The organism is Lentzea sp. JNUCC 0626 (genome assembly GCF_043632865.1).
GTDB lineage: Bacteria > Actinomycetota > Actinomycetes > Mycobacteriales > Pseudonocardiaceae > Lentzea.
The window spans coordinates 855082-873417 of sequence record NZ_CP171635.1 but is presented as its reverse complement, the minus strand read 5'-3'; the positions used below and the strand labels follow the sequence as shown (position 1 = coordinate 873417).

General features: G+C 70.1%; 15 protein-coding genes and 1 pseudogene. 8 read left to right on the top strand and 8 right to left on the bottom strand.

The annotated features are described in order from the left end of the window. The first annotated feature begins 98 nt into the window (after positions 1–98). A complete protein-coding gene (locus tag JNUCC0626_RS04100) occupies positions 99–1556 on the top strand; it encodes a hypothetical protein (RefSeq protein WP_394618294.1) in 1458 nt (485 codons plus the stop codon). Here the strand turns inward: JNUCC0626_RS04100 and JNUCC0626_RS04095 are convergent. Next, positions 1546–2307: an endonuclease/exonuclease/phosphatase family protein gene (locus tag JNUCC0626_RS04095; protein WP_394618293.1), complete on the bottom strand. Its 762-nt coding sequence runs from the start codon at positions 2305–2307 to the stop codon at positions 1546–1548. The genes JNUCC0626_RS04100 and JNUCC0626_RS04095 overlap by 11 nt on opposite strands. 51 nt (positions 2308–2358) lie before the next feature. Beyond that, positions 2359–4344 (bottom strand): elongation factor G, encoded by a 1986-nt coding sequence (fusA, locus tag JNUCC0626_RS04090; RefSeq protein ID WP_394618292.1) that lies wholly within the window; start codon positions 4342–4344, stop codon positions 2359–2361. Between the two features lie 309 nt (positions 4345–4653). On the opposite strand from fusA, the gene JNUCC0626_RS04085 reads away from it, so the two are divergent. From JNUCC0626_RS04085 to JNUCC0626_RS04070, 4 genes are all read left to right on the top strand, one after another. Further along, positions 4654–5238 (top strand): SGNH/GDSL hydrolase family protein, encoded by a 585-nt coding sequence (locus tag JNUCC0626_RS04085; protein ID WP_394618291.1) that lies wholly within the window; start codon positions 4654–4656, stop codon positions 5236–5238. A 68-nt stretch (positions 5239–5306) separates the two neighbouring features. After that, the gene (gene xylA, locus JNUCC0626_RS04080; protein ID WP_394621963.1) at positions 5307–6458 is read left to right on the top strand and encodes a xylose isomerase; all 1152 of its coding nucleotides are present in this window, start codon (positions 5307–5309) and stop codon (positions 6456–6458) included. 1 nt (position 6459) lies between these two features. Next, positions 6460–7836 (top strand): xylulokinase, encoded by a 1377-nt coding sequence (gene xylB / locus JNUCC0626_RS04075; protein ID WP_394618290.1) that lies wholly within the window; start codon positions 6460–6462, stop codon positions 7834–7836. Between the two features lie 58 nt (positions 7837–7894). Continuing rightward, positions 7895–9034: an ROK family protein gene (locus JNUCC0626_RS04070; protein WP_394618289.1), complete on the top strand. Its 1140-nt coding sequence runs from the start codon at positions 7895–7897 to the stop codon at positions 9032–9034. Here JNUCC0626_RS04070 and JNUCC0626_RS04065 read toward each other — a convergent pair. Further along, positions 8991–9290 (bottom strand): DUF6223 family protein, encoded by a 300-nt coding sequence (locus JNUCC0626_RS04065; RefSeq protein WP_394618288.1) that lies wholly within the window; start codon positions 9288–9290, stop codon positions 8991–8993. The genes JNUCC0626_RS04070 and JNUCC0626_RS04065 overlap by 44 nt on opposite strands. Positions 9291–9478: 188 nt before the next feature. On the opposite strand from JNUCC0626_RS04065, the pseudogene JNUCC0626_RS04060 reads away from it, so the two are divergent. Together JNUCC0626_RS04060 and JNUCC0626_RS04055 are read left to right on the top strand one after the other, a co-directional pair. Continuing rightward, positions 9479–10373 (top strand): annotated as a pseudogene (locus JNUCC0626_RS04060) (sensor histidine kinase). Next, on the top strand, positions 10370–11068 hold the full coding sequence (locus JNUCC0626_RS04055; protein WP_394618287.1) for a response regulator transcription factor: 699 nt from the start codon (positions 10370–10372) through the stop codon (positions 11066–11068). Before JNUCC0626_RS04060 ends, JNUCC0626_RS04055 begins: the two are co-directional and overlap by 4 nt. 1244 nt (positions 11069–12312) lie before the next feature. On the opposite strand, the gene ligA is transcribed toward JNUCC0626_RS04055, so the two are convergent. From ligA to JNUCC0626_RS04035, 4 genes are all read right to left on the bottom strand, one after another. After that, on the bottom strand, positions 12313–14307 hold the full coding sequence (gene ligA, locus JNUCC0626_RS04050) for an NAD-dependent DNA ligase LigA (RefSeq protein ID WP_394618286.1): 1995 nt from the start codon (positions 14305–14307) through the stop codon (positions 12313–12315). Between the two features lie 75 nt (positions 14308–14382). After that, on the bottom strand, positions 14383–15393 hold the full coding sequence (locus tag JNUCC0626_RS04045) for a hypothetical protein (RefSeq protein ID WP_394618285.1): 1011 nt from the start codon (positions 15391–15393) through the stop codon (positions 14383–14385). A 114-nt stretch (positions 15394–15507) separates the two neighbouring features. After that, entirely contained in the window at positions 15508–16311 is an 804-nt protein-coding gene (locus tag JNUCC0626_RS04040) for an alpha/beta fold hydrolase (RefSeq protein WP_394618284.1), read from the bottom strand. After that, positions 16311–17123 carry an LLM class flavin-dependent oxidoreductase gene (locus JNUCC0626_RS04035; protein ID WP_394618283.1) on the bottom strand — a complete coding sequence of 271 codons (813 nt, stop codon included), beginning with the start codon at positions 17121–17123 and terminating at the stop codon, positions 16311–16313. Before JNUCC0626_RS04035 ends, JNUCC0626_RS04040 begins: the two co-directional genes overlap by 1 nt. 76 nt (positions 17124–17199) lie before the next feature. On the opposite strand from JNUCC0626_RS04035, the gene JNUCC0626_RS04030 reads away from it, so the two are divergent. Next, positions 17200–18060 carry a LysR family transcriptional regulator gene (locus JNUCC0626_RS04030; RefSeq protein WP_394618282.1) on the top strand — a complete coding sequence of 287 codons (861 nt, stop codon included), beginning with the start codon at positions 17200–17202 and terminating at the stop codon, positions 18058–18060. Here JNUCC0626_RS04030 and JNUCC0626_RS04025 read toward each other — a convergent pair. After that, positions 18057–18287, bottom strand: a complete 231-nt coding sequence (locus JNUCC0626_RS04025; protein WP_285632701.1) for a hypothetical protein — start codon at positions 18285–18287, stop codon at positions 18057–18059. The two genes, JNUCC0626_RS04030 and JNUCC0626_RS04025, sit on opposite strands and share 4 nt — an antisense overlap. Between the last annotated feature and the right edge of the window lie 49 nt (positions 18288–18336).

The window sequence follows — 18336 nt, the reverse complement described above, 5'->3', positions numbered from 1 at the left end:
ATTGGTATAAACCATTTCCGTTGACGGTTGACACGGTCTCGATTGGCTACCCGGACAGCGGATTGTGAGCGTCGCTCACCAGGACCACAGTGTGCCGCGTGCGCCCCGCCAGATGCGTTGCATTCATAGGTGTCGTAACGGTTTTCGCCCTCCAACTGACCACGCCGTCTGCAGTCGCGACGGGCTGCGGCCCCACGATCGACGAGCAGACGTTCGCGTCCGCCAAGAAGCTCCGCGCGCTCAACGCGACCGTCGCCGGGTTCGGCGTCCGCGCCACCGGCAGCCCCAACCACAACCGCCTGATCTCCTGGCTCGAACGCGAGGCGGACCGGCTCCCCGGCGTGTCCGTGCGCTCCGAGTCCTCGGCGATCACCCGCTGGCAACCCGGCCCCGGCTTCCTGCTGTCCGGCGGCGCGGTGCCGGTCGCGGGCGCGATCCCCTACTCCGCACCAGGCCTGCGCTCCGGCGAACTCGTCCACCTGCCCGCGGGCACCCCGATCACGCCTGAGAACGCTCACAACAAGGTCGTGCTGCGCGCGTTCCCCGCCCTCGACCGCGGCTACCTCGCCGAACCGCTGCTCGACCAGGACATGGTGGACGCGGGCAAGGCCGGTGCCGCCGGGGTGGTGATCGCGTTCCCGTTCCCGCACGAGCAGGTCAAGGGCTACTGGGACCCGCACCTCGGCACCCACTACCGCGTGCCGGGCGTGTTCGTCGGCTCGGACGCGGCGCTGAAGCTCACCCCGGGCACGCACACGACGATCGGCGTGCTGGCGGCGAGGATTCCGGCCGTCACCCGGTCACTGGTCGCCACGCTGCCCGGCCTGAGCAGCGAACGGATCGTGCTCGACGCGAACACCGACGGCGTGGGCTGGGTGCAGGAGAACGGCACCGTCGCGTTGCTGGCGCTCGCGGAACACTTCGCGCGGCAGCCGTTGCGGTGCCGTCCGCGCACGATCGAGTTCGTCTTCGCCACCGGTCACCTGCACCGGCCGGCCGAGGGCAGCGAGTTCAAGGCCCGCGCCCTGGACGCCGAGTACGACTCGGGTTCGGTGGCGTTCGCATTCGTGCTGGAACACCTCGGCACGCGAGAGTTCCTGCCCACCAACGGTTCCCTGCAACCCACCGGACTGGCCGAGTTCTCCGGCTGGTTCGCGGGCAGCCCAGTGCTCGCCGCGAGCGCCCAAACCGCGTTGACCGCACGAGAGGTCGATCGCACGTTCGTCCTGCCGGGCAGCGATCTGCCGGTGCCGGGCCGGGTGCCGCCGCAGTGCTCGTTCGGCGGGATCGGCACGCACTTCCACTCGCACCTGATCCCGACGATGGCGATGATCTCCGGCCCGTGGACGCTGTGGGCACCGGCGTTCGGCGCGCAAGCCGTCGACCACGAACGGATGCGCCGCCAGGTGCTCGCCGCAGGGGACGCGATCACGGCGCTGGCACCGGTCCCCCGCACCGAGATCGCCGGGCCGTACCTGGCCCAGCGGCAGCAGCGGGCGGCCGGAGCGCCGACCTGCTCGCACGACCTGCCACCCGAGTGGGCGCCTAGAAGGTGATCGACGCCTGAACGGCGAGGTGGTCGGACGGGTACTGACCATCTCGCCGGTAGGTGTTGATCGCGGCGGACTCGACCGCGGCACCGCGGGTCAGGATCCAGTCGATGCGCGGGCCGTCGGGAACCAACGGGCCGTAGCCGTGGAATGTCCCGTAGGCCGGCGTCTGCTGCGGACCGGTCAGCCAGGTGTCGGCCAGGAGGCCAGTGAGGGCGGCGTAGGGCGGCGAGCCGGGGACGTCGTTGAAGTCACCGGTGACGACGACCGGCAACGTCTGGGCCTGCAGGCGGTCGCGCACGACCTCGGCGCTGCGCAGGCGGGCGTTCGCGGACTCGTGGTCGAAGTGCGTGTTCACGGCCACGAACTGCTTGCCGGTCAGACGGTCCGCGAACCGGATCCACGTGACCATGCGGACCACGTTGTTGCCCCAGGACCGCGACCCCACGACCTTCGGGGTGTCCGACAGCCACTCGTGGTCGAATTCCAGCGGTTCGAGCCGGAGGGTGTCGAAGAAGATCGCCATGAACTCGTCGTGGCTGCCGCCCAGTCGACCGAGGCCGATCCAGTCGTAGTGGTCGGGGAGGTCGTGGGCGATGTCGCCCAGCTGCCCGTACAGGCCCTCCTGGGTGCCGAGGAGGGTCGGCAGTTCGTTCATCAGCAACTGGGCCATCACCGGGCGCCTGCTGGCCCACGAGTTCGGCTCGGCGGCGGAGGCGAACTTCAGGTTGAACGACATGACGCGCAACGGCTCCATTCAGCCGATCATGACACAAGGCCCGACCTGGTTCAGGTCGGGCCTTGTGCTCTACGCGGGCGCGTAGCCGGTCGGCGTGCTGGTGAAGCTGCCGCGGCCTTGCGTCCGGCTCCGCAACCTCGTCACGTACCCGAACATCTCCGCCACCGGCACGCTCGCCGTCACCACCGTCGCCCCGGCTCGCGCGACCGAGCCGAGAATCCGGCCCCGACGCGTCGCCAGGTCACCGAGCACCCCGCCGAGGTACTCGTCCGGCACGGTCACCGTGACCTCGGCGATCGGTTCGAGCAGCTGCATGGCGCCGGCCTTCAGCGCCTCGCGCAGCCCGAGCCGTCCGGCCGTGCGGAACGCCATCTCCGAGGAGTCCTTCACGTGCGTGGACCCGTCGGTGAGCGTCACCCGCAGGCCGACCACCTGGTGGCCGAGCGGCCCTTCGGCGAGCGCGTCCCGGCAGCCCTGTTCGACCGCGCGGACGAACTCCTGCGGCACCCGTCCGCCGGTGACGGCCGAGCGGAACTCGAACCCGTCCTCCAACGGTTCGGTGTCGATCACGACGTGGGCGAACTGGCCCTGCCCTCCGTCCTGCTTCACGTGCCGGTACACGAATCCGCGCACACCAGCGCTGACCGTCTCCCGGTACGAGACGCGCGGACGGCCCATCGTGATCTCCACGCGGTGCGACGTCCTTGCCTTCTGCACCGCCACCTCCAACTGCAACTCGCCCTGGCCGGACAGCACCGTCTGGCCGGTCTCCGGGTCCGTCCCGAACCGCAGGGACGGGTCCTCGTCGACCAGATGCGCCAGCGCCTCGACGAGCCGCGCGTTGTCGGCGCTGGTCCGCGTCTCCACGGCCACCGAGACGACGGGTTCCGCCGACACCGGGGGTTCGAGCAGCACGGGCGCACCGACGGCGCACAGCGTCGCTCCGATGCGGGCCGACTTCAGCCCGACCAGTGCCACGATGTCGCCCGCGACGGCCTCGTCGACCGGCGTGTGCCGGTCGGCCTGGACGCGCAGGATCCGCCCGACGCGTTCGGCACGGCCCGCCACCAGCACCGAATCTCCCTTGTGGAGGGTGCCGGAGTAGACGCGGACGTACGCGAGACGTCCGGTGGCGGTGGCGTTCACCTTGAACACCAACGCCGCGAACTCCTCGTCCGGGTCGGCATTGCGTTCCTGGCCGTCGACGCCACGCACCGGCGGAACGTCCACAGGGGACGGCAGGTACGCGATCACCGCGTCCAGCAACGGTTCCACGCCCCGGTTGCGGTAAGCGCTACCGCACAGCACGACGGTTCCGGTGCCCTGGCTGGTGATCTCGCGCAACGTACGCCTGAGCGTCTGCTCGGACAGGCCTCCTTCGAAGAACTCCTCCAACGCATCGGGGTGCAGCTCCGCCACCGTCTCCTCCAGGAGGCGACGGCGTCGTCGTGCCTCGGCCAGCAGCTCTTCCGGCACAGGGCCTTCCGCGAGATCGTCGTCCCAGACCAGCGCGCGCATGCGCACCAGGTCGACGACGCCGCGGAACCCGTCCTCCGCGCCGATCGGCATCTGCACGACGAGCGGCACGGTATGCAGCCGCGTGCGGATCGACGCCACGACGGCGTCGAGGTCCGCGCCCGCCCGGTCGAGCTTGTTGACGAACGCGATCCGCGGCACGCCGTGCCGATCGGCCTGGCGCCACACCGATTCGCTCTGCGGTTCGACCCCGGCGACGCCGTCGAACACCGCGATCGCGCCGTCGAGCACGCGCAGGGACCTTTCGACCTCGTCGGCGAAGTCGACGTGGCCCGGCGTGTCGATGAGGTTGATGCGGTGGCCGTCCCACGTGCAGGTCACGGCTGCGGCGAAGATCGTGATGCCGCGGTCGCGCTCCTGCGGGTCGAAGTCGGTGACGGTGGTGCCGTCGTGGACCTCGCCGCGCTTGTAGGTGCTGCCGGTGGCGAACAGGAAGCGTTCGGTGAGCGTGGTCTTGCCCGCGTCGACGTGGGCGAGGATGCCGAGGTTGCGGACAGCGTTCAACGTGATCGTGCGCATGATGGTTTTGCCTTCAGTTCCAAGGACTTACGGGGTCAGCGCGATGACCCGACGAACCACCGTCAGGGGTTCGTCAGACACTCCGGCGCCCGGCGCGCAGCAGGCGACCGGGGTGCGAGGACACGAGGATCACGTCGAAACGGGACGAGAGAACGACAACGGCGGTACGCACGGCCGGTCTCCTCTCGTCTCGGTGATGATCGTGGAGTGTAGACAGATCGACACTCCGACGGAACCCATTTCCTACAACCACACCATGACGCGGTTTGTTCCCCGGAACACCACAGGTCCCACCTTCGTTCAACGACCATGCGTTTGTGTCTGCTCGGTGACTCGATCGCCGCCGGAGTGGGCAGCACTCGCCGCGAGGACACTCTCGGCCCGTTGCTCGCCCAGCACCTCAGGGCGGCAGGTCACCAGATCGATCTTCAAGTGCGCGCCTTCCCCGGCGCCAAGTCCGCGGACCTGCGTGCCCAGGTCCGGGCGGCGGGCAAGGTCGACATCGCCGTGGTGGTGATCGGCGCGAACGACCTGACCCGGTTCGTCCCGCCGGACGTCGGCGCGCAACAGCTGCACGACGCGGTGGCGGACCTGCGCGCGACCGGAGCCGAGGTCGTGGTCGCCACGGCGCCGGACCTGAGCGTCGTCGCGCACGTGCCGCCCGCGTTGCGCGACATCGTGTCGGCCGCGAGCCGCCAGTACGCCGAGGCCCAGCAACGGGCCGTGATCCGCGCGGGTGGTGTGGTCGCGCACGTCGAACGCGCCGTGACGCCACAGTTCGCCGCCGACCCGTCGCTCTTCGCCGGTGATCGCTTCCACCCGTCCGCCGCGGGCTACCGGGCGATCGCCGCCGCGCTGGCTCCTGCCGTCGAGGCCGTGGCCGCCCGGATCTGACCGATTGCGATCACGGGCGTGGCGTCGTACTGTCCAGACTAAGTTCAAGCATTGAACGAATGAGGTGGATGATGAGCACGCCCACTCCGGCGGACAAGTTCTCCTTCGGTCTGTGGACCGTGGGCTGGCAGGGTCGTGACCCGTTCGGCGAGGCCACGCGCCCCGAACTGGACGTGGTCGAGGCGGTGCACCGGCTCGCCGAGCTGGGCGCCTACGGCCTGACGTTCCACGACGACGACCTGTTCGGCTTCGAGGCGACCCACCGCGACCAGCAGATCGGCCGTCTGCAGGACGCACTCAAGGAGACCGGGCTCGTCATCCCGATGGTGACGACGAACCTGTTCAGCCACCCCGTGTTCAAGGACGGCGGCTTCACCAGCAACGACCGCGGCGTACGCCGGTTCGCGCTGCAGAAGGTGCTGCGCAACATCGAACTGGCCGCCGAGCTCGGCGCCAAGACGTTCGTGCTGTGGGGCGGCCGCGAGGGCTCCGAGTACGACGTGGCCAAGGACGTGCGGGCGGCGCTCGACCGGTACCGCGAGGGCATGAACCTGCTGACCCAGTTCGTCACGGACCGCGGTTACGACATCCGGTTCGCGCTGGAGCCCAAGCCCAACGAGCCGCGCGGCGACATCCTGCTGCCGACGGTCGGCCACGCGCTGGCGTTCATCTCGTCGCTCGACAAGCCCGAGCTCGTCGGCCTCAACCCCGAGGTCGGGCACGAGCAGATGGCGGGCCTGAACTTCGTGCACGGCATCGCGCAGGCGTTGTGGCACGGCAAGCTGTTCCACATCGACCTCAACGGCCAGCGCAGCATCAAGTACGACCAGGACCTGGTGTTCGGGCACGGCGACCTGATGAACGCGTTCGCGCTCGTCGACCTGCTCGAGACGGCCGGCTACGACGGCCCGCGGCACTTCGACTACAAGCCGTCGCGCACCGAGGACATCACCGGCGTGTGGGACTCGGCGAAGGCGAACATGGCCACCTACCTGCTGCTTCGCGACCGCGCGGCGGCGTTCCGGGCCGACCCGGAGGTGCAGGAGGCGTTGCAGACCGCGGGCGTCGCCGAGCTGGGGCAGCCCACGCTGAACGCCGGTGAGTCGTACGACGACCTGCTGGCCGACACCGGGTTCGACGTCGACGCGGCGGCCGAGCGCGGGTACGGGTTCGTGCGCCTCAACCAGCTGGCGATCGAGCACCTCACCGGAGCGCGCTGACATGACGCTGGTCGCCGGCGTCGACTCCTCGACGCAGTCGTGCAAGGTCGTGGTCCGCGACGCGGAGACGGGCAGGCTCGTGCGGGAGGGCCGCGCGGCTCACCCGGACGGCACCGAGGTGCACCCCTCGCACTGGTGGACGGCCCTGGAGTCCGCGCTGGCCGACGCCGGTGGGCTGGACGACGTCGCGGCGTTGAGCGTCGCCGGCCAGCAGCACGGCATGGTCTGCCTCGACGAGGACGGCGCCGTGGTGCGGGAGGCGTTGCTGTGGAACGACACCCGTTCCGCGGCGGCCGCTTCTTCGCTGACCTCCGAGCTCGGGGCTGACGAGTGGGCGACGCGGATCGGGCTCGTGCCGGTGGCGTCGTTCACGATCACAAAGCTGCGCTGGCTCGCCGAGCACGAGCCGGACAACGCCAAGCGCACCGCCGCTGTCTGCCTGCCGCACGACTGGCTGACGTGGCGACTGCGCGGCACCGGGGCGTTGTCCGATCTGGTGACCGACCGCTCGGACGCGTCCGGCACCGGCTACTTCGACTCGGTGACGAACTCCTACGTGCCCGAGCTGGTGTCTTTGGCGCTGGGCAGGTCCGACGTGGTGCTGCCGCAGGTGCTCGGGCCTGCCGCGTACGTCGACGGACCGGTGCGGCTCGGGGCGGGGGCCGGGGACAACGCGGCGGCCATGCTCGGTGTGGGCGGCGGTGTCGTGGTGTCGCTCGGCACGTCCGGGGTGGTCACGGCGACGGCCGACGTCCGGGCGGCCGACCCGTCCGGGATCGTGGCGGGGTTCGCCGACGCCACGGGCCGCTACCTGCCGTTGGCGTGCACGCTGAACGCCGCCCGCGTGCTGGACGCGACCGCCCGCATGCTGGGTGTCGACCTGGCGACGCTGAGCGACCTGGCGTTGTCCGCCCGGCCCGGTGCCGAAGGACTGGTGCTGGTTCCTTATTTCGAGGGTGAACGAACGCCGAACCTGCCTGACTCGACTGGGGCGTTGCACGGTCTGACGCTCACCAACGCCACGCCCGCGAACATCGCGCGTGCGGCGGTGGAAGGGATGTTGTGCGGTCTGGCCGTGGGCCTCGATGCGTTGGCATCGCAGGGTGCGGACGTCACGAGCGTGCGGCTCGTCGGAGGAGCGGCGGCTTCTCCTGCCGTTCGGGAGATCGCACCGTCTGTGTTCGGTGTGCCCGTGACGGTCCCTGCGCCCGGTGAGTACGTCGCTGACGGTGCGGCCCGGCAGGCGGCGTGGACGCTCACGGGCGGCGAGACCCCGCCGGAGTGGGCGGGCGCGGACAGCACGCGGTTCGAGGCGGACGCGGTGCCGTCGATCCGCGAGCGGTACGCGGACGCGGCGACGAAGTACCTGAGCCGATGACGGCCCGGCCCGCACCCGGCGTCCGCGTGCGGGCCGGCACACCGCGATACTGGCCGCGATGACCACCGTCGACCACCTGAGGCAGGTCCGCCTCGGCAACCTGCGGACGGTGCTGCTCGCGCTCGTCGACCGCCCCGGCTCGCGGGCCGACCTCGCGGCCCGCACCGGCCTCACCAAAGCGACCCTGTCCAACCTCACCGAACCGTTGCTGGCCAACGGAATCCTGGTCGAGGAACCGGCCACGCTCGCCGGCATGGGCAGGCCGTCCAAGCCGTTGCGCTTCCACCCCGACGGGCCCGTGGCGGTCGGCGCCGAGATCAACGTCAGCCACCTGGCCGTCGAGACCCTCGGCCTCGACGGCGAGACCCTCGAACGCCGGCTCGTGCCCGCCGACCTGCGCAAGGTGTCCGCGCGGGACGTGCTGGACCGGTTGTGCGCGCTCATTCGCGAGGTGACCGGCCCGCGTCCGTTGCTCGGCGCCGGGCTCGCGATCCCCGGTGTGGTGCACGACGGTGTGGTGGTCAGAGCCCCGAACCTGCCGCGCCTGGTCGGCGAACCACTCGCCGCGGACCTCTCCGGCCGCCTCGGCCTCGACGTGTCGCTGGACAACGAGGCGAACCTCGCCGCGCTCGCCCACCTCTGGCCGCGGCACCTCGCGGGCGAGGACTTCGTGCACGTGACGGCGGACGTCGGCATCGGCGCCGGAGTCGTGCTGGGCGGCGAGGTGTACCGCGGCGTCAGCGGGTTCGCCGGCGAGCTCGGCCACGTCGTGATCGAACGCGACGGCATCCCCTGCACCTGCGGCAGCCGCGGGTGCGTCGAGCGGTACGCGGGCCTCGACGTCATCCTCCGCGAGGCAGGACGGCGGCGGCTCGACTCGTTGCGCAAGGCGTTGGCCGCCGGTGACGCCAAAGCCCTAGACGCCGTGCGGCACGCCGGTGAGGCGCTCGGGGTCGGCATCGCGACGCTGACGAACCTCTTCGACGTGCCGACGGTCGTGCTCGGCGGCAGTTACGCCGTGCTGTACGACCACCTCCACGACGCCGTGCGGTCCGAAATGGACAGCCGGGTGCTCGCGGGCGGCGAACGGCACACCCGGCTGGTGGCCTCCCCGCTCGGCGAGTTCGCGGTGGTGCGGGGTGCGGCGGGGCTGATCACTCGCCGTGCCGTGCACCAGCCCGAGCGGCTCTTCGCCTAGCCACCCCGCCCAGCACGAGGGCAACCGCGCCGACGACGAGCGACACCCAGCCGCCGACGATGCCGTAGCCGGTGCCGGGCCCACCCTCGGCCACGAGCACGACGAACACCCCGATCACCGCACCGAGGGCGCCCAGCCCCAGCGCCCACGTTCCTCTGCGTCGCGTGAGCGCTAACAGCCCCAGCGCGCCGACGACGATCCCGACCAATGACCACGCTCGACCGGCGGTCAGTTCATATGCAGCGGAAAGCACCATGGGCACCAGCCTGAGCTGCCTCGCGGAGCTGGTCGTCGTGCGAGCGCAGACTCCTGGGTGCCACGCTCGCAGGACCGCCCCGGGCTGACTCTCCGTCCTCGGTGAACACTCGAGTACCGCGCCCGCAGTAGTCCGAAATCCTCCCCGCGCACGATCTACCAGCGGCGGAAGCCATCCAGGGTGCTCCCATGACCAGGCGCTGGCTGGACTGGGCGATCGCCGCGGGCGTGGCCGTGAGCCTCGTCGTGGCCGCCCATCCCGCCACCACGCCGGCCTACGTCCTGCTGGCGGCGAGCGGGTTGGCGCTCACCGCCCGCCGGTCGGCTCCCAGGACCGTGCTCGTCGCGACCGGCCTCCGCGGGCCACCGCGTCTTCACCCTCGCCGGATCGGTGCTGCTGATCGCCACGATCCCGCTGGCCGCGCTGGTCTCGCCACGCGACCTGACCGCGTACGAGGCGTTCACCCAGACCAGGGACGTCCTGCAGATCGCCTGGCTGGTCGCCGCCGCGGCCGCCGGTGAGGTACTGCGGCAGGCCGAGCGGCGGGCCGACGAACCCGAACGCACCAAGGAGGAGTCGGCGCGGCGGCGGGCCGACGAGGAGCGGCTGCACATCGCCCGCGAACTGCACGACTCGCTCACCCACCAGATCTCGGTGATCAAGCTGCAGGCCGAGGTCGCCGTCCACCTCGCCCAGAAGAAGGGCGAGACCGTGCCCGAGCCGCTCCTGGTCATGCGGGACGACGACAAGAGCCCGCCGCACGGCATCAGGGACGTTCCGGCGCTGGTCGAACGTGCGCGCTCGGTCGTGCGCACGGCGTACCGGATCGTGCAGGAGTCGCTCACGAACGTCGCCCGCCACGCGGCCGCGACCAGTGCGCACGTTCACATCGGCTACCGCCGGGACGCGGTGGTCATCGAGGTCGCCGACGACGGCAACGCGTCCGGGCACGTTCCCGAACCCGGCGTCGGGCTGCTCGGCATGCGCGAGCGCGTCACCGCGCTCGGCGGCAGGCTCCAGGCGGCACCCCGCAGCGAGGGCGGTTTCCGCGTGCAGGCCGAACTCCCCGTGGCACAGCCGTGATCCGCGTGCTGCTGGTCGACGACCAGCCGTTGATCCGCAGCGGGTTCCGCGCGTTGCTCGACGCCGAGGACGACATCGAGGTCGTCGCCGAGGCGTCCACCGATGTCGAAGGCCTCGACCAGGCCCGCCGGCACCTCCCGGACATCGCCGTGATCGACGTCCAGATGCCCGAGATGGACGGCATCGAAGCGACCTCACGCATCGCCGCCGACCCGCTGTTGGCGCACACGCACGTCGTCATCCTGACCAACTACGGGCTCGACGAGTACGTCTTCCACGCCATGAAGGCGGGGGCGGCGGGGTTCCTCGTCAAAGACGTGCTGCCGGAGGACTTCCTGCACGCGATCCGGGTCGCGGCACGCGGTGACGCGCTGCTCGCCCCGTCGATCACCCGCAAACTCATCGACCGCTACGTGAGCGTGCCACCGCGTCCGAGCCCGAACCTCACGCACCTCACCAACCGCGAACGCGAGGCCGTCACGCTGGTAGCGCGCGGCCTGCCGAACGACGAGATCGCGGCGAGCATGGTGATCAGCCCGCTGACGGCGAAGACCCACGTCAACCGCGCGATGACGAAGCTGCACGCCTGCGGCCGCGCCCAGCTCGTCGTGATCGCCTACGAGTCGGGCCTGGTCGTGCCGCAGGGTTCGGGTCGCGAACAGCCCTCCGCGCCCGGCCGGCCGTCGACCCCGTAGAACTACTCACGGTGAGCGACCACACAGATCACCGGTGAAACACACGGGGTACCAAAACCGTTGTACAGGTTGGTCGGTGCGGTCCGTGTCCCCCGGGCCTCACCTCAACGCCTTCGCGGACAACCACGGAACCTGGTGCCGCGCAGCGCTTTTCGCCGAGAGGCGACCGATCGCACCGACCTCACCGGCTCGCCCGCAAGCCGTCATCCTCCCCGACAGACGGCTTGCGGGCGATCGTGGCCGGCGCGGACCTCTCCTGCCGCGCCGGCCACTTCTTCTTGCACGAGAAGGTTTCCTGGACCGGTGTGGTGACCGGCCACACAGTTCCCGTTGGAACACAACAGAACCCCAAGCCGTTGTACGAGACGGTCGGCGCGGAACGAGTCCCCGGGCCCCACTTGGATAGCCTCCGCGGAATACCGTTCGGCTGGAACCGCGTTGTGCACATCGCCGCGAGGCGACCGCCGTGCCGACCAGCAGCTTCGCCCTCAAGCCGTTCACCCCCAGGCGGCTTGAGGGCCTTCCCACCAGCATTCCCTTGCACCACCAAGACTCCTGGTGAGCGAGCACACAGATCACCAGGAAACACAACGGAACCCCAAGCCGTTGTACGAGACGGTCGGCGCGGATCGAGTCCCCGGGCCCCACACACAACAGCCTTCGCGGAACACCGGTCCGACCGGAGCCGCGCAGAGCCACCCGCCGAGAGGCGACCGCCGCACCGACCACCTCACACTTCGCCGCCGAGCCGCACACCCCCCACGGCTCGGTGGCCTGCCGCCCCCAGGCTGCCGGCCTCCCCCAGGCAGCATGGGGGCTTTCTCATGCCCAAGAACGGCCACGCCGCCCCGCCCGCCGCGCGGTGCGGCCGTAGGAGCTGATGGCTGAGGCCGACGGTGTGGGACCGGTGGTCGGCCCTGGCGGGGCTGGCGGCTGGCCGCGCCGCTCTCGACGAGCAGCGGCCGCCCGGTTCCCGACGACGAATCCACTGCCGGGTACCAGCCGCGCTCACTCCCAGCGGCCCACCGACTGCCTACGCCGCGCCCGGCAACCCAGCCGCCACATTCCCTGTGGCCCACCAGATGCCAGCGTCGCCCTCGGCAACCCAGCCGCCCCAATTCCCAGCGACCCACCAGCTGCCAGCGTCGCGCCGGCCGCGCAGCCGCCCCATTCCCCACGGCCAAGCGGTTTCCGGCGCGCGCGGTCCAGCCGAGCTCAGCTGCCCCGGTGGCCGCCGGCCGGGCCTAGGCGATGCCGGCCGCGATCAGCTTCTCCCAGATCTCGCCCTGGTCCACCACCTCGACGCCCAGCTTCTCCGCCTTCGTCAGCTTGCTCGCGCCCACTCCCTCGCCCGTGATGAGCAGGTCCGTGGTGGCCGAGACGGAGGAGGCGGCGGTGGCGCCCGCTCGTTCGCACATCTTCTGGAACGTCGGGCGGGTCACCTTCTCGCCGGAGCGCGGGTCGCTGATGGAGCCGGTGATGACGACCGCCTTGCCTTCCAAAGGTGCACCGGCGACCACGACGGGCGGGAGGTCTTCCTCGCGCACTTCCAGGGACACGCCGCGGTCCCGCAGGCGTTCGATCTCGGGGCGCAGGCGGGCCAGGTGGTGGGTGAGGGATTCGGCCACCTTCTGGCCGATGTCCTCTACGGCCACGAGCTTTTCGACGCCTGCGTCGGCCACCTCTTCGAGGGAGCCGAAGCCCGCTCGGCACAGGCGGGCGGCGGTGCCTTCGGAGGCCATCGGGATCGAGAGGCCGATCAGGGCTCGGCGCAGGCCCACGGAGCGGCTGCGGTCGATGGACTCGATCATGCGGGTCGCGGAGATCTCGCCCACCCGGTCGAACTCCAGCAGGCGTTCCTTGGTGAGGGTGTAGAAGTCCGACGGGTTCACCAGGTCGCCGGTCTCCGCCAGGCGTTCGATCCACACCTGGCCGATCGCGTCGATGTCGGCGGCGGCTCGGGAGGACCAGTGGATCAGGCGGCGCACGGTTTGCGCGGGGCAGACCGTGTTGGTGCAGAACAACTCTCGGCTGTTGCCCTGTTCGGTCAGCGGTTGTGCGCACGACGGGCACGTGGACGGCGGCACGATCTCGCGTTCGGTGCCGGTGCGCTTCGACTCGTCGAGGACGCCCGCCACGAACGGGATCACGTCGCCCGCGCGGCGCACCAGGACCGTGTCGCCGATCTTGATGCCGCGCGAGCGGATGACCTCCTGGTTGGCCAGGGTCGCGCGGGTGACGGTGGTGCCGCCGACGAAGACCGGCTCCAGCCAGGCGACCGGCGCGATCTTGCCCGTCTTGCCCACGTCCCAGACGACGTCGACCAGCACCGTCGTCTTCTCCTCGGCGGCGAACTTGTACGCGATCGCGCCGCGCGGCGAGGACGAACGGGTGCCGGCGGCGGCGAACGCGTCGCGGTTCGCCAGGCGCAGCACGGCGCCGTCGAGGTCGTAGTCGAGGGTGTTGCGGGCCTGCTCGATGCCGCCGATGAGGTCCTGCGCCTCGGCCGCGGTGGTGCAGTGCTTCATCTCCGCCACGCTGAAGCCCAGCTTGCGCAGGCCCGCGTCGAGGTCGGAGTCGGCGCTCTCCGGCTCGGTCGTGAGGTCGAACGCGAAGAACTGCATCCGCCGCCCCTCGACGGCCTTGGGGTCCTTCGCGCGCAACGTGCCCGCGGCCGCGTTGCGCGGGTTGATCAACGGCTTGTCGGGGTGCGCCGCGTTGTACTTGTCGAAAGTGGACCGCAGCATCACGCACTCACCGCGCACCTCCACGCGGCCGGGTGCGTCCACCTTGTCCGGCACACCATCACACAGCGCGCGCGTCAGGAACGTGACGTCGTCGCCCGTCGTGCCATCGCCTCGCGTCACGGCGCGCGCGAGACGCCCGTTCTCGTACACCAGAGCCAACGACAGCCCGTCGAGCTTCGGCATGACCACCACCGGCTGGCCGGGGAACCGCGCGAAGAACGACTCGACCTGCTCCGGCTTGTTCGCCTTCTCCAGCGACAGCATCGGCCGCGAGTGCCGCACCGGCGCGTGCAGCACCGACGGCGCGCCCACGTGGTCCAGCGGGTTGTCCTCCGGCGCCAGCTCAGGATGCTCGGCGACCAGAGAACGGAACTCGTCCTCGATCGCGTCGTACTCCGCGTCCGCCACCAGCGGTTCACCCTGGTAGTACGCGTCACGCAGCTCGACGATCCGGGCGGCGAGCTCCTGAATCCGATCCCCAGCAGCACTCATGGACGGGACGTTACCCGGCAGCACCGACAAAAACGGACGGTCGAGCCTGGAGGCCCGCTCGAGTCCCGCTCGAACTCACCCGAACAGGCCGATCTCGTGCGCCACGGTCCCGCACCGGTACACCAGATCGGGTCGCACCTGGCTGATCATCTCGAAGTCGGCGGACCTCAGCACCCGCACCAGGTCCGTCCGCCGGTGCGGCGCGTGCCGGTATCCCTGCTCGTGCAGCCGCAGCCACGCGTCGAGCATCGCGATCTCACACCACTGGTCGATCCGCGGCGTGCCGAGCGCGTCGAACACGTCGAGCAACTCCTCGTCGTGCCCTCCCCTGCCGATCCGGTCGCACAGTTGCACGACGAACGCGCTGCTCTCCGCCAGCGACGTCTTCGCCAGCTCCCGCAACGTCTCCGCGCCCACGGTCACGTCCCGCCGCAGGCACTCCAGCACCAGATCCGGGAACTGGTCCGCCCACCACAGGTAGTGCGCGGCCCGTTCCCACGGCTCCACCGGGGACGCCGCAAGCTCCATCACGGCCCGTGCGTAATGCACGTCGTAACGCCCTGCTGGCAACGCTTCGGCCATATAGCTCAACGCTTTGCCCGCGGCGTCTCCCATGAAACGAGCCTCCGCGACCGCCTCACGCAACCCGCCCGCGTCCACAGTGGCCCCAGAACTGATGCCCAGCACCGGCGACGACTCGTCCCAGCTCACGTACAGCAGCCCCACCACCGCCCGCCAGTCCGCATCGGACAGTTGCGACCGCCAGAACGCCGCCAGCCGGGGCCAGTCCTCCACCCCGATTTCCCGTGCCGTGCACAACGGCGACAACACGACGTGCAGCAGCACGAGGTTGAGCGAGTACACGGCGGACCGCTGCGTGAACGACCTCCGCACGACCGTCGCCAGCCGGACGGGATCGGCGTCCGCGTCCGCCATCTCCCCCAGCAACTCGATCACGGCGCGCGACAGCGGTGTGAACGCCAACAACCCTTCGAGGTCACCATTCCCGGTGAGCTCGCACCAGATCCGCCGCGCGTCCTCCTCGACATCGATGATCGTCCGGTCCAGCCTTCGAACGTTCCCCACACCTCCGAGTCGATCAGCAACCCACCCCTGGGCGCCGCCCGCGCACGACGACAGGTCGTTTGGAGCCGTTGAACGGCAACCGGCGATCGGCCGAACGGACCAGCCGCGACGAAGTCATGTACTCGTGTGCACTACAAGCGCATCCACGAACAACGGCCACACGGCGCGTGGCAGGTCATGCCCCACCGCGTCCAACACGAGCAACGACGCACCAGGCACCGCATCGCGCAACGCACGACCATGCGCCAACGGATAGACAGGGTCAATAGCGCCGTGCACCACCAACGTCGGTGCGACTACATCGCCGAACCCACCACTACGAGGTGCGTCGAACTCCATGCAGAAGTGATTGGTCATGGCCGACTGAATGTTCACGGTCCGTGCGACGTCCTGAACGGCCAACGCGCGCACGGCGTCCTCGTCGAAGTACGGCGACGAACCCGCATAGGCCCGTAGCACCGACACGATGTTCTCCACGTCAGACGACGACTGCGCTGAAGACGCCTCCAAGAACTCAGGGGTCATCTCAGGCAGCCCAGGATCGCCGGTCGTGGTCGCCACGAACGTCAGCGACGCCACCCGCGCGGCGTGCTCCACGCCCAACGCCAGCGCGATCGCCCCGCTCATCGACCGCCCGACCACGTGCGCGCGCTGCACCCCCAACGCGTCCAAGATCCCCACCGCGTCCAGCGCCAGGTCGGACAGCGCATACCCAGGCGCCCCAGGTGGATAGCTCACGGACAGACCGGTGTCACGGTTGTCGTAGCGAATGACGAACCGACCGCGCGCCGCAAGAGAGGCGCACAGCTCCGTCTCCCACCACAGCATGGACGCGCACGCCCCATGAATCAGCAACACCGCCGGATCGTCAGAAGACCCGAACGTCTCCACACACAACTCAACGCCGTTGACGAGCATCACCGCACCGCCGGCCCATCGCGCAGCACGCCCCGAACGTGATCCAACGAGAGAGACGCAGGGTCAAACGCCGTAAGGCACCAAGTAGCACCAGCGGCAACATAGGCATCAACGTCAGCACCAGGCTCAACCTCGCAGACGTAGTCGAACGGCCCGTCACCCACCCGCAACCCCTCAACCTGCCCAACGGCGTCCGCGAACTCACCGGCCGACGACAGGTTCACCGGAAAGAAGCCGTCCAGCCCGGCCGCCCGCCGCATCGGCCGCGCGTTGCCGGGGAACCCGGCCGCCCACACCGGCACCCCGGGCCGCTGCACCGGACGCGGCAGGAACGACACCCCGTCCACCGTGTAATACGACCCGCGATGCCGCACGACCTCACCGGACCACGCCGCGCGCAGCACGGACAACGACTCGTCCAGCATCCGCCCGCGCACCCGGTCGTCGCACTCCTCGCCGGTCCGCGAGAACTCCCCGGCGAACCGGTCGCTGCCGAGTCCGACGCCGAGCACGAGCCGCCCGCCGGACAGCACGTCCAGCGACGCCGTCTCGCGAGCGAGCTTGACCGGACGACGACGCGTGATCGCCGAGACCATCGGCCCGAACCGCAACGTCGAGGTCGCACAGGCGATGGCGGTCAGCGTGATCCACGGATCGGCCACGTGCGTCACCGGCTCGCGCCACCGCACGTGGTCCCACACGAACAACCCGTCCCAGCCGGCCTCCTCCGCCTCGGCGGCAAGGCGAGCCACCAGCGCGGGATCAGCGAGAACGTCGAACAACGGCAACCAAAGCGCACATCGTGGGTTCATGCGACCAACGCTAGGAACGCCAGACCATAAACAAAAGCGATAGATTCTGCTCAAATCAACAAGCTACGCTTATCAAATGCTCGACCTCCGCCATCTCGCCACTCTCGACGCGGTCGCCACCGAAGGCACCTTCGGCCGCGCCGCCGACCGCCTCGGCTACACCCAGTCGGCCGTGAGTCAGCAGGTGGCGGCCCTGGAGAAGACCGTCGGCGGCGCGGTGTTCGACCGCCCGGGAGGCCCGAAACCCGTCCGCCTCACCCCGCTCGGCGAAGTGGTGCTGAAGCACGGACGCGACCTGCTCGCCAGAGCTCAGGCCACCGAGGACGCCGTCGAACGCTTCAAGGCGGGCGAGGGCCGCGTCGACATCGGCACGTTCCAGAGCATCACCAACGTCCTGCTCCCCACTGTCGTCCGCAGGCTCCTCGACGACCACCCGAACGCCGACATCAGGCTGTTCGAGGAGGAGACCGACCAGCCCACCGCCGACGGCCTCGACCTGGTCTTCTTCGACGGCGAGCTGACCGGCGACGTGGAGCAGACCAAGATCCTCGACGACCCGTACGTGCTGGTCACCAGGCCGGGCCAGTTCGCGCCAGGACCGGTCCCCCTCACCGCACTGCACCAGACGGCGATGGTCGCCCAGCCCCCGATCTGCGACCAGGCCCGCGTCGAACGCGTCTACGCCGACCACGGAATCAAGCCCCTGATCGTCTTCCGCACGGCCGACAACCGCGGCGTGCTCTCGATGGTCCGCGCCGGCATGGGCCTCGCCGTGGTGCCGAAACTCGCCCTCGACGACACCACGGGCCTGGTCACCCACGAGATCGAGGAACTGACCCCGCGCGAGATCTACCTGGCCTGGCAGGCGAACCGCACCCTGTCCCCGCTCGCCACCAAGGTCGTCGACCTGACCCTGCAGACCGCGAAAACTCTCTAGTCGCGCGGCCCGCGCAACGTCAGCACCACGCGCAGCACGTGCTCGACCGCGGCCGGGAACACGGCGCCGCGCAGTTCGTCGCGGTGCACCAGGGTCTGCCCGGCGAACTCGACCATGCGCTCCGGCCCGACCCGCCGCACCACCAGCGCGGCGACCTCCTCCAGGTCCAGCCGCGGGTTGTCGAGGCGGGTCAGCGCGAACTCGACGATCAGCTCCTCGTCACTCACGGCACCCCAACCCTTCGGTTTCGCCCACCGATACACGTCGAAAACATGC

Bases quoted from the DNA above. Each gene is read 5' to 3' on its own strand.
- fusA (WP_394618292.1), bottom strand. From the start codon at position 4,344: ATGCGCACGATCACGTTGAACGCTGTCCGCAACCTCGGCATCCTCGCC.
- JNUCC0626_RS04065 (WP_394618288.1), bottom strand. From the start codon at position 9,290: ATGGTGCTTTCCGCTGCATATGAACTGACCGCCGGTCGAGCGTGGTCA.
- JNUCC0626_RS04095 (WP_394618293.1), bottom strand. From the start codon at position 2,307: ATGGAGCCGTTGCGCGTCATGTCGTTCAACCTGAAGTTCGCCTCCGCC.
- JNUCC0626_RS04030 (WP_394618282.1), top strand. From the start codon at position 17,200: ATGCTCGACCTCCGCCATCTCGCCACTCTCGACGCGGTCGCCACCGAA.
- xylB (WP_394618290.1), top strand. From the start codon at position 6,460: ATGACGCTGGTCGCCGGCGTCGACTCCTCGACGCAGTCGTGCAAGGTC.
- JNUCC0626_RS04085 (WP_394618291.1), top strand. From the start codon at position 4,654: ATGCGTTTGTGTCTGCTCGGTGACTCGATCGCCGCCGGAGTGGGCAGC.
- JNUCC0626_RS04070 (WP_394618289.1), top strand. From the start codon at position 7,895: ATGACCACCGTCGACCACCTGAGGCAGGTCCGCCTCGGCAACCTGCGG.
- JNUCC0626_RS04040 (WP_394618284.1), bottom strand. From the start codon at position 16,311: ATGCTCGTCAACGGCGTTGAGTTGTGTGTGGAGACGTTCGGGTCTTCT.
- JNUCC0626_RS04035 (WP_394618283.1), bottom strand. From the start codon at position 17,123: ATGAACCCACGATGTGCGCTTTGGTTGCCGTTGTTCGACGTTCTCGCT.
- ligA (WP_394618286.1), bottom strand. From the start codon at position 14,307: ATGAGTGCTGCTGGGGATCGGATTCAGGAGCTCGCCGCCCGGATCGTC.
- xylA (WP_394621963.1), top strand. From the start codon at position 5,307: ATGATGAGCACGCCCACTCCGGCGGACAAGTTCTCCTTCGGTCTGTGG.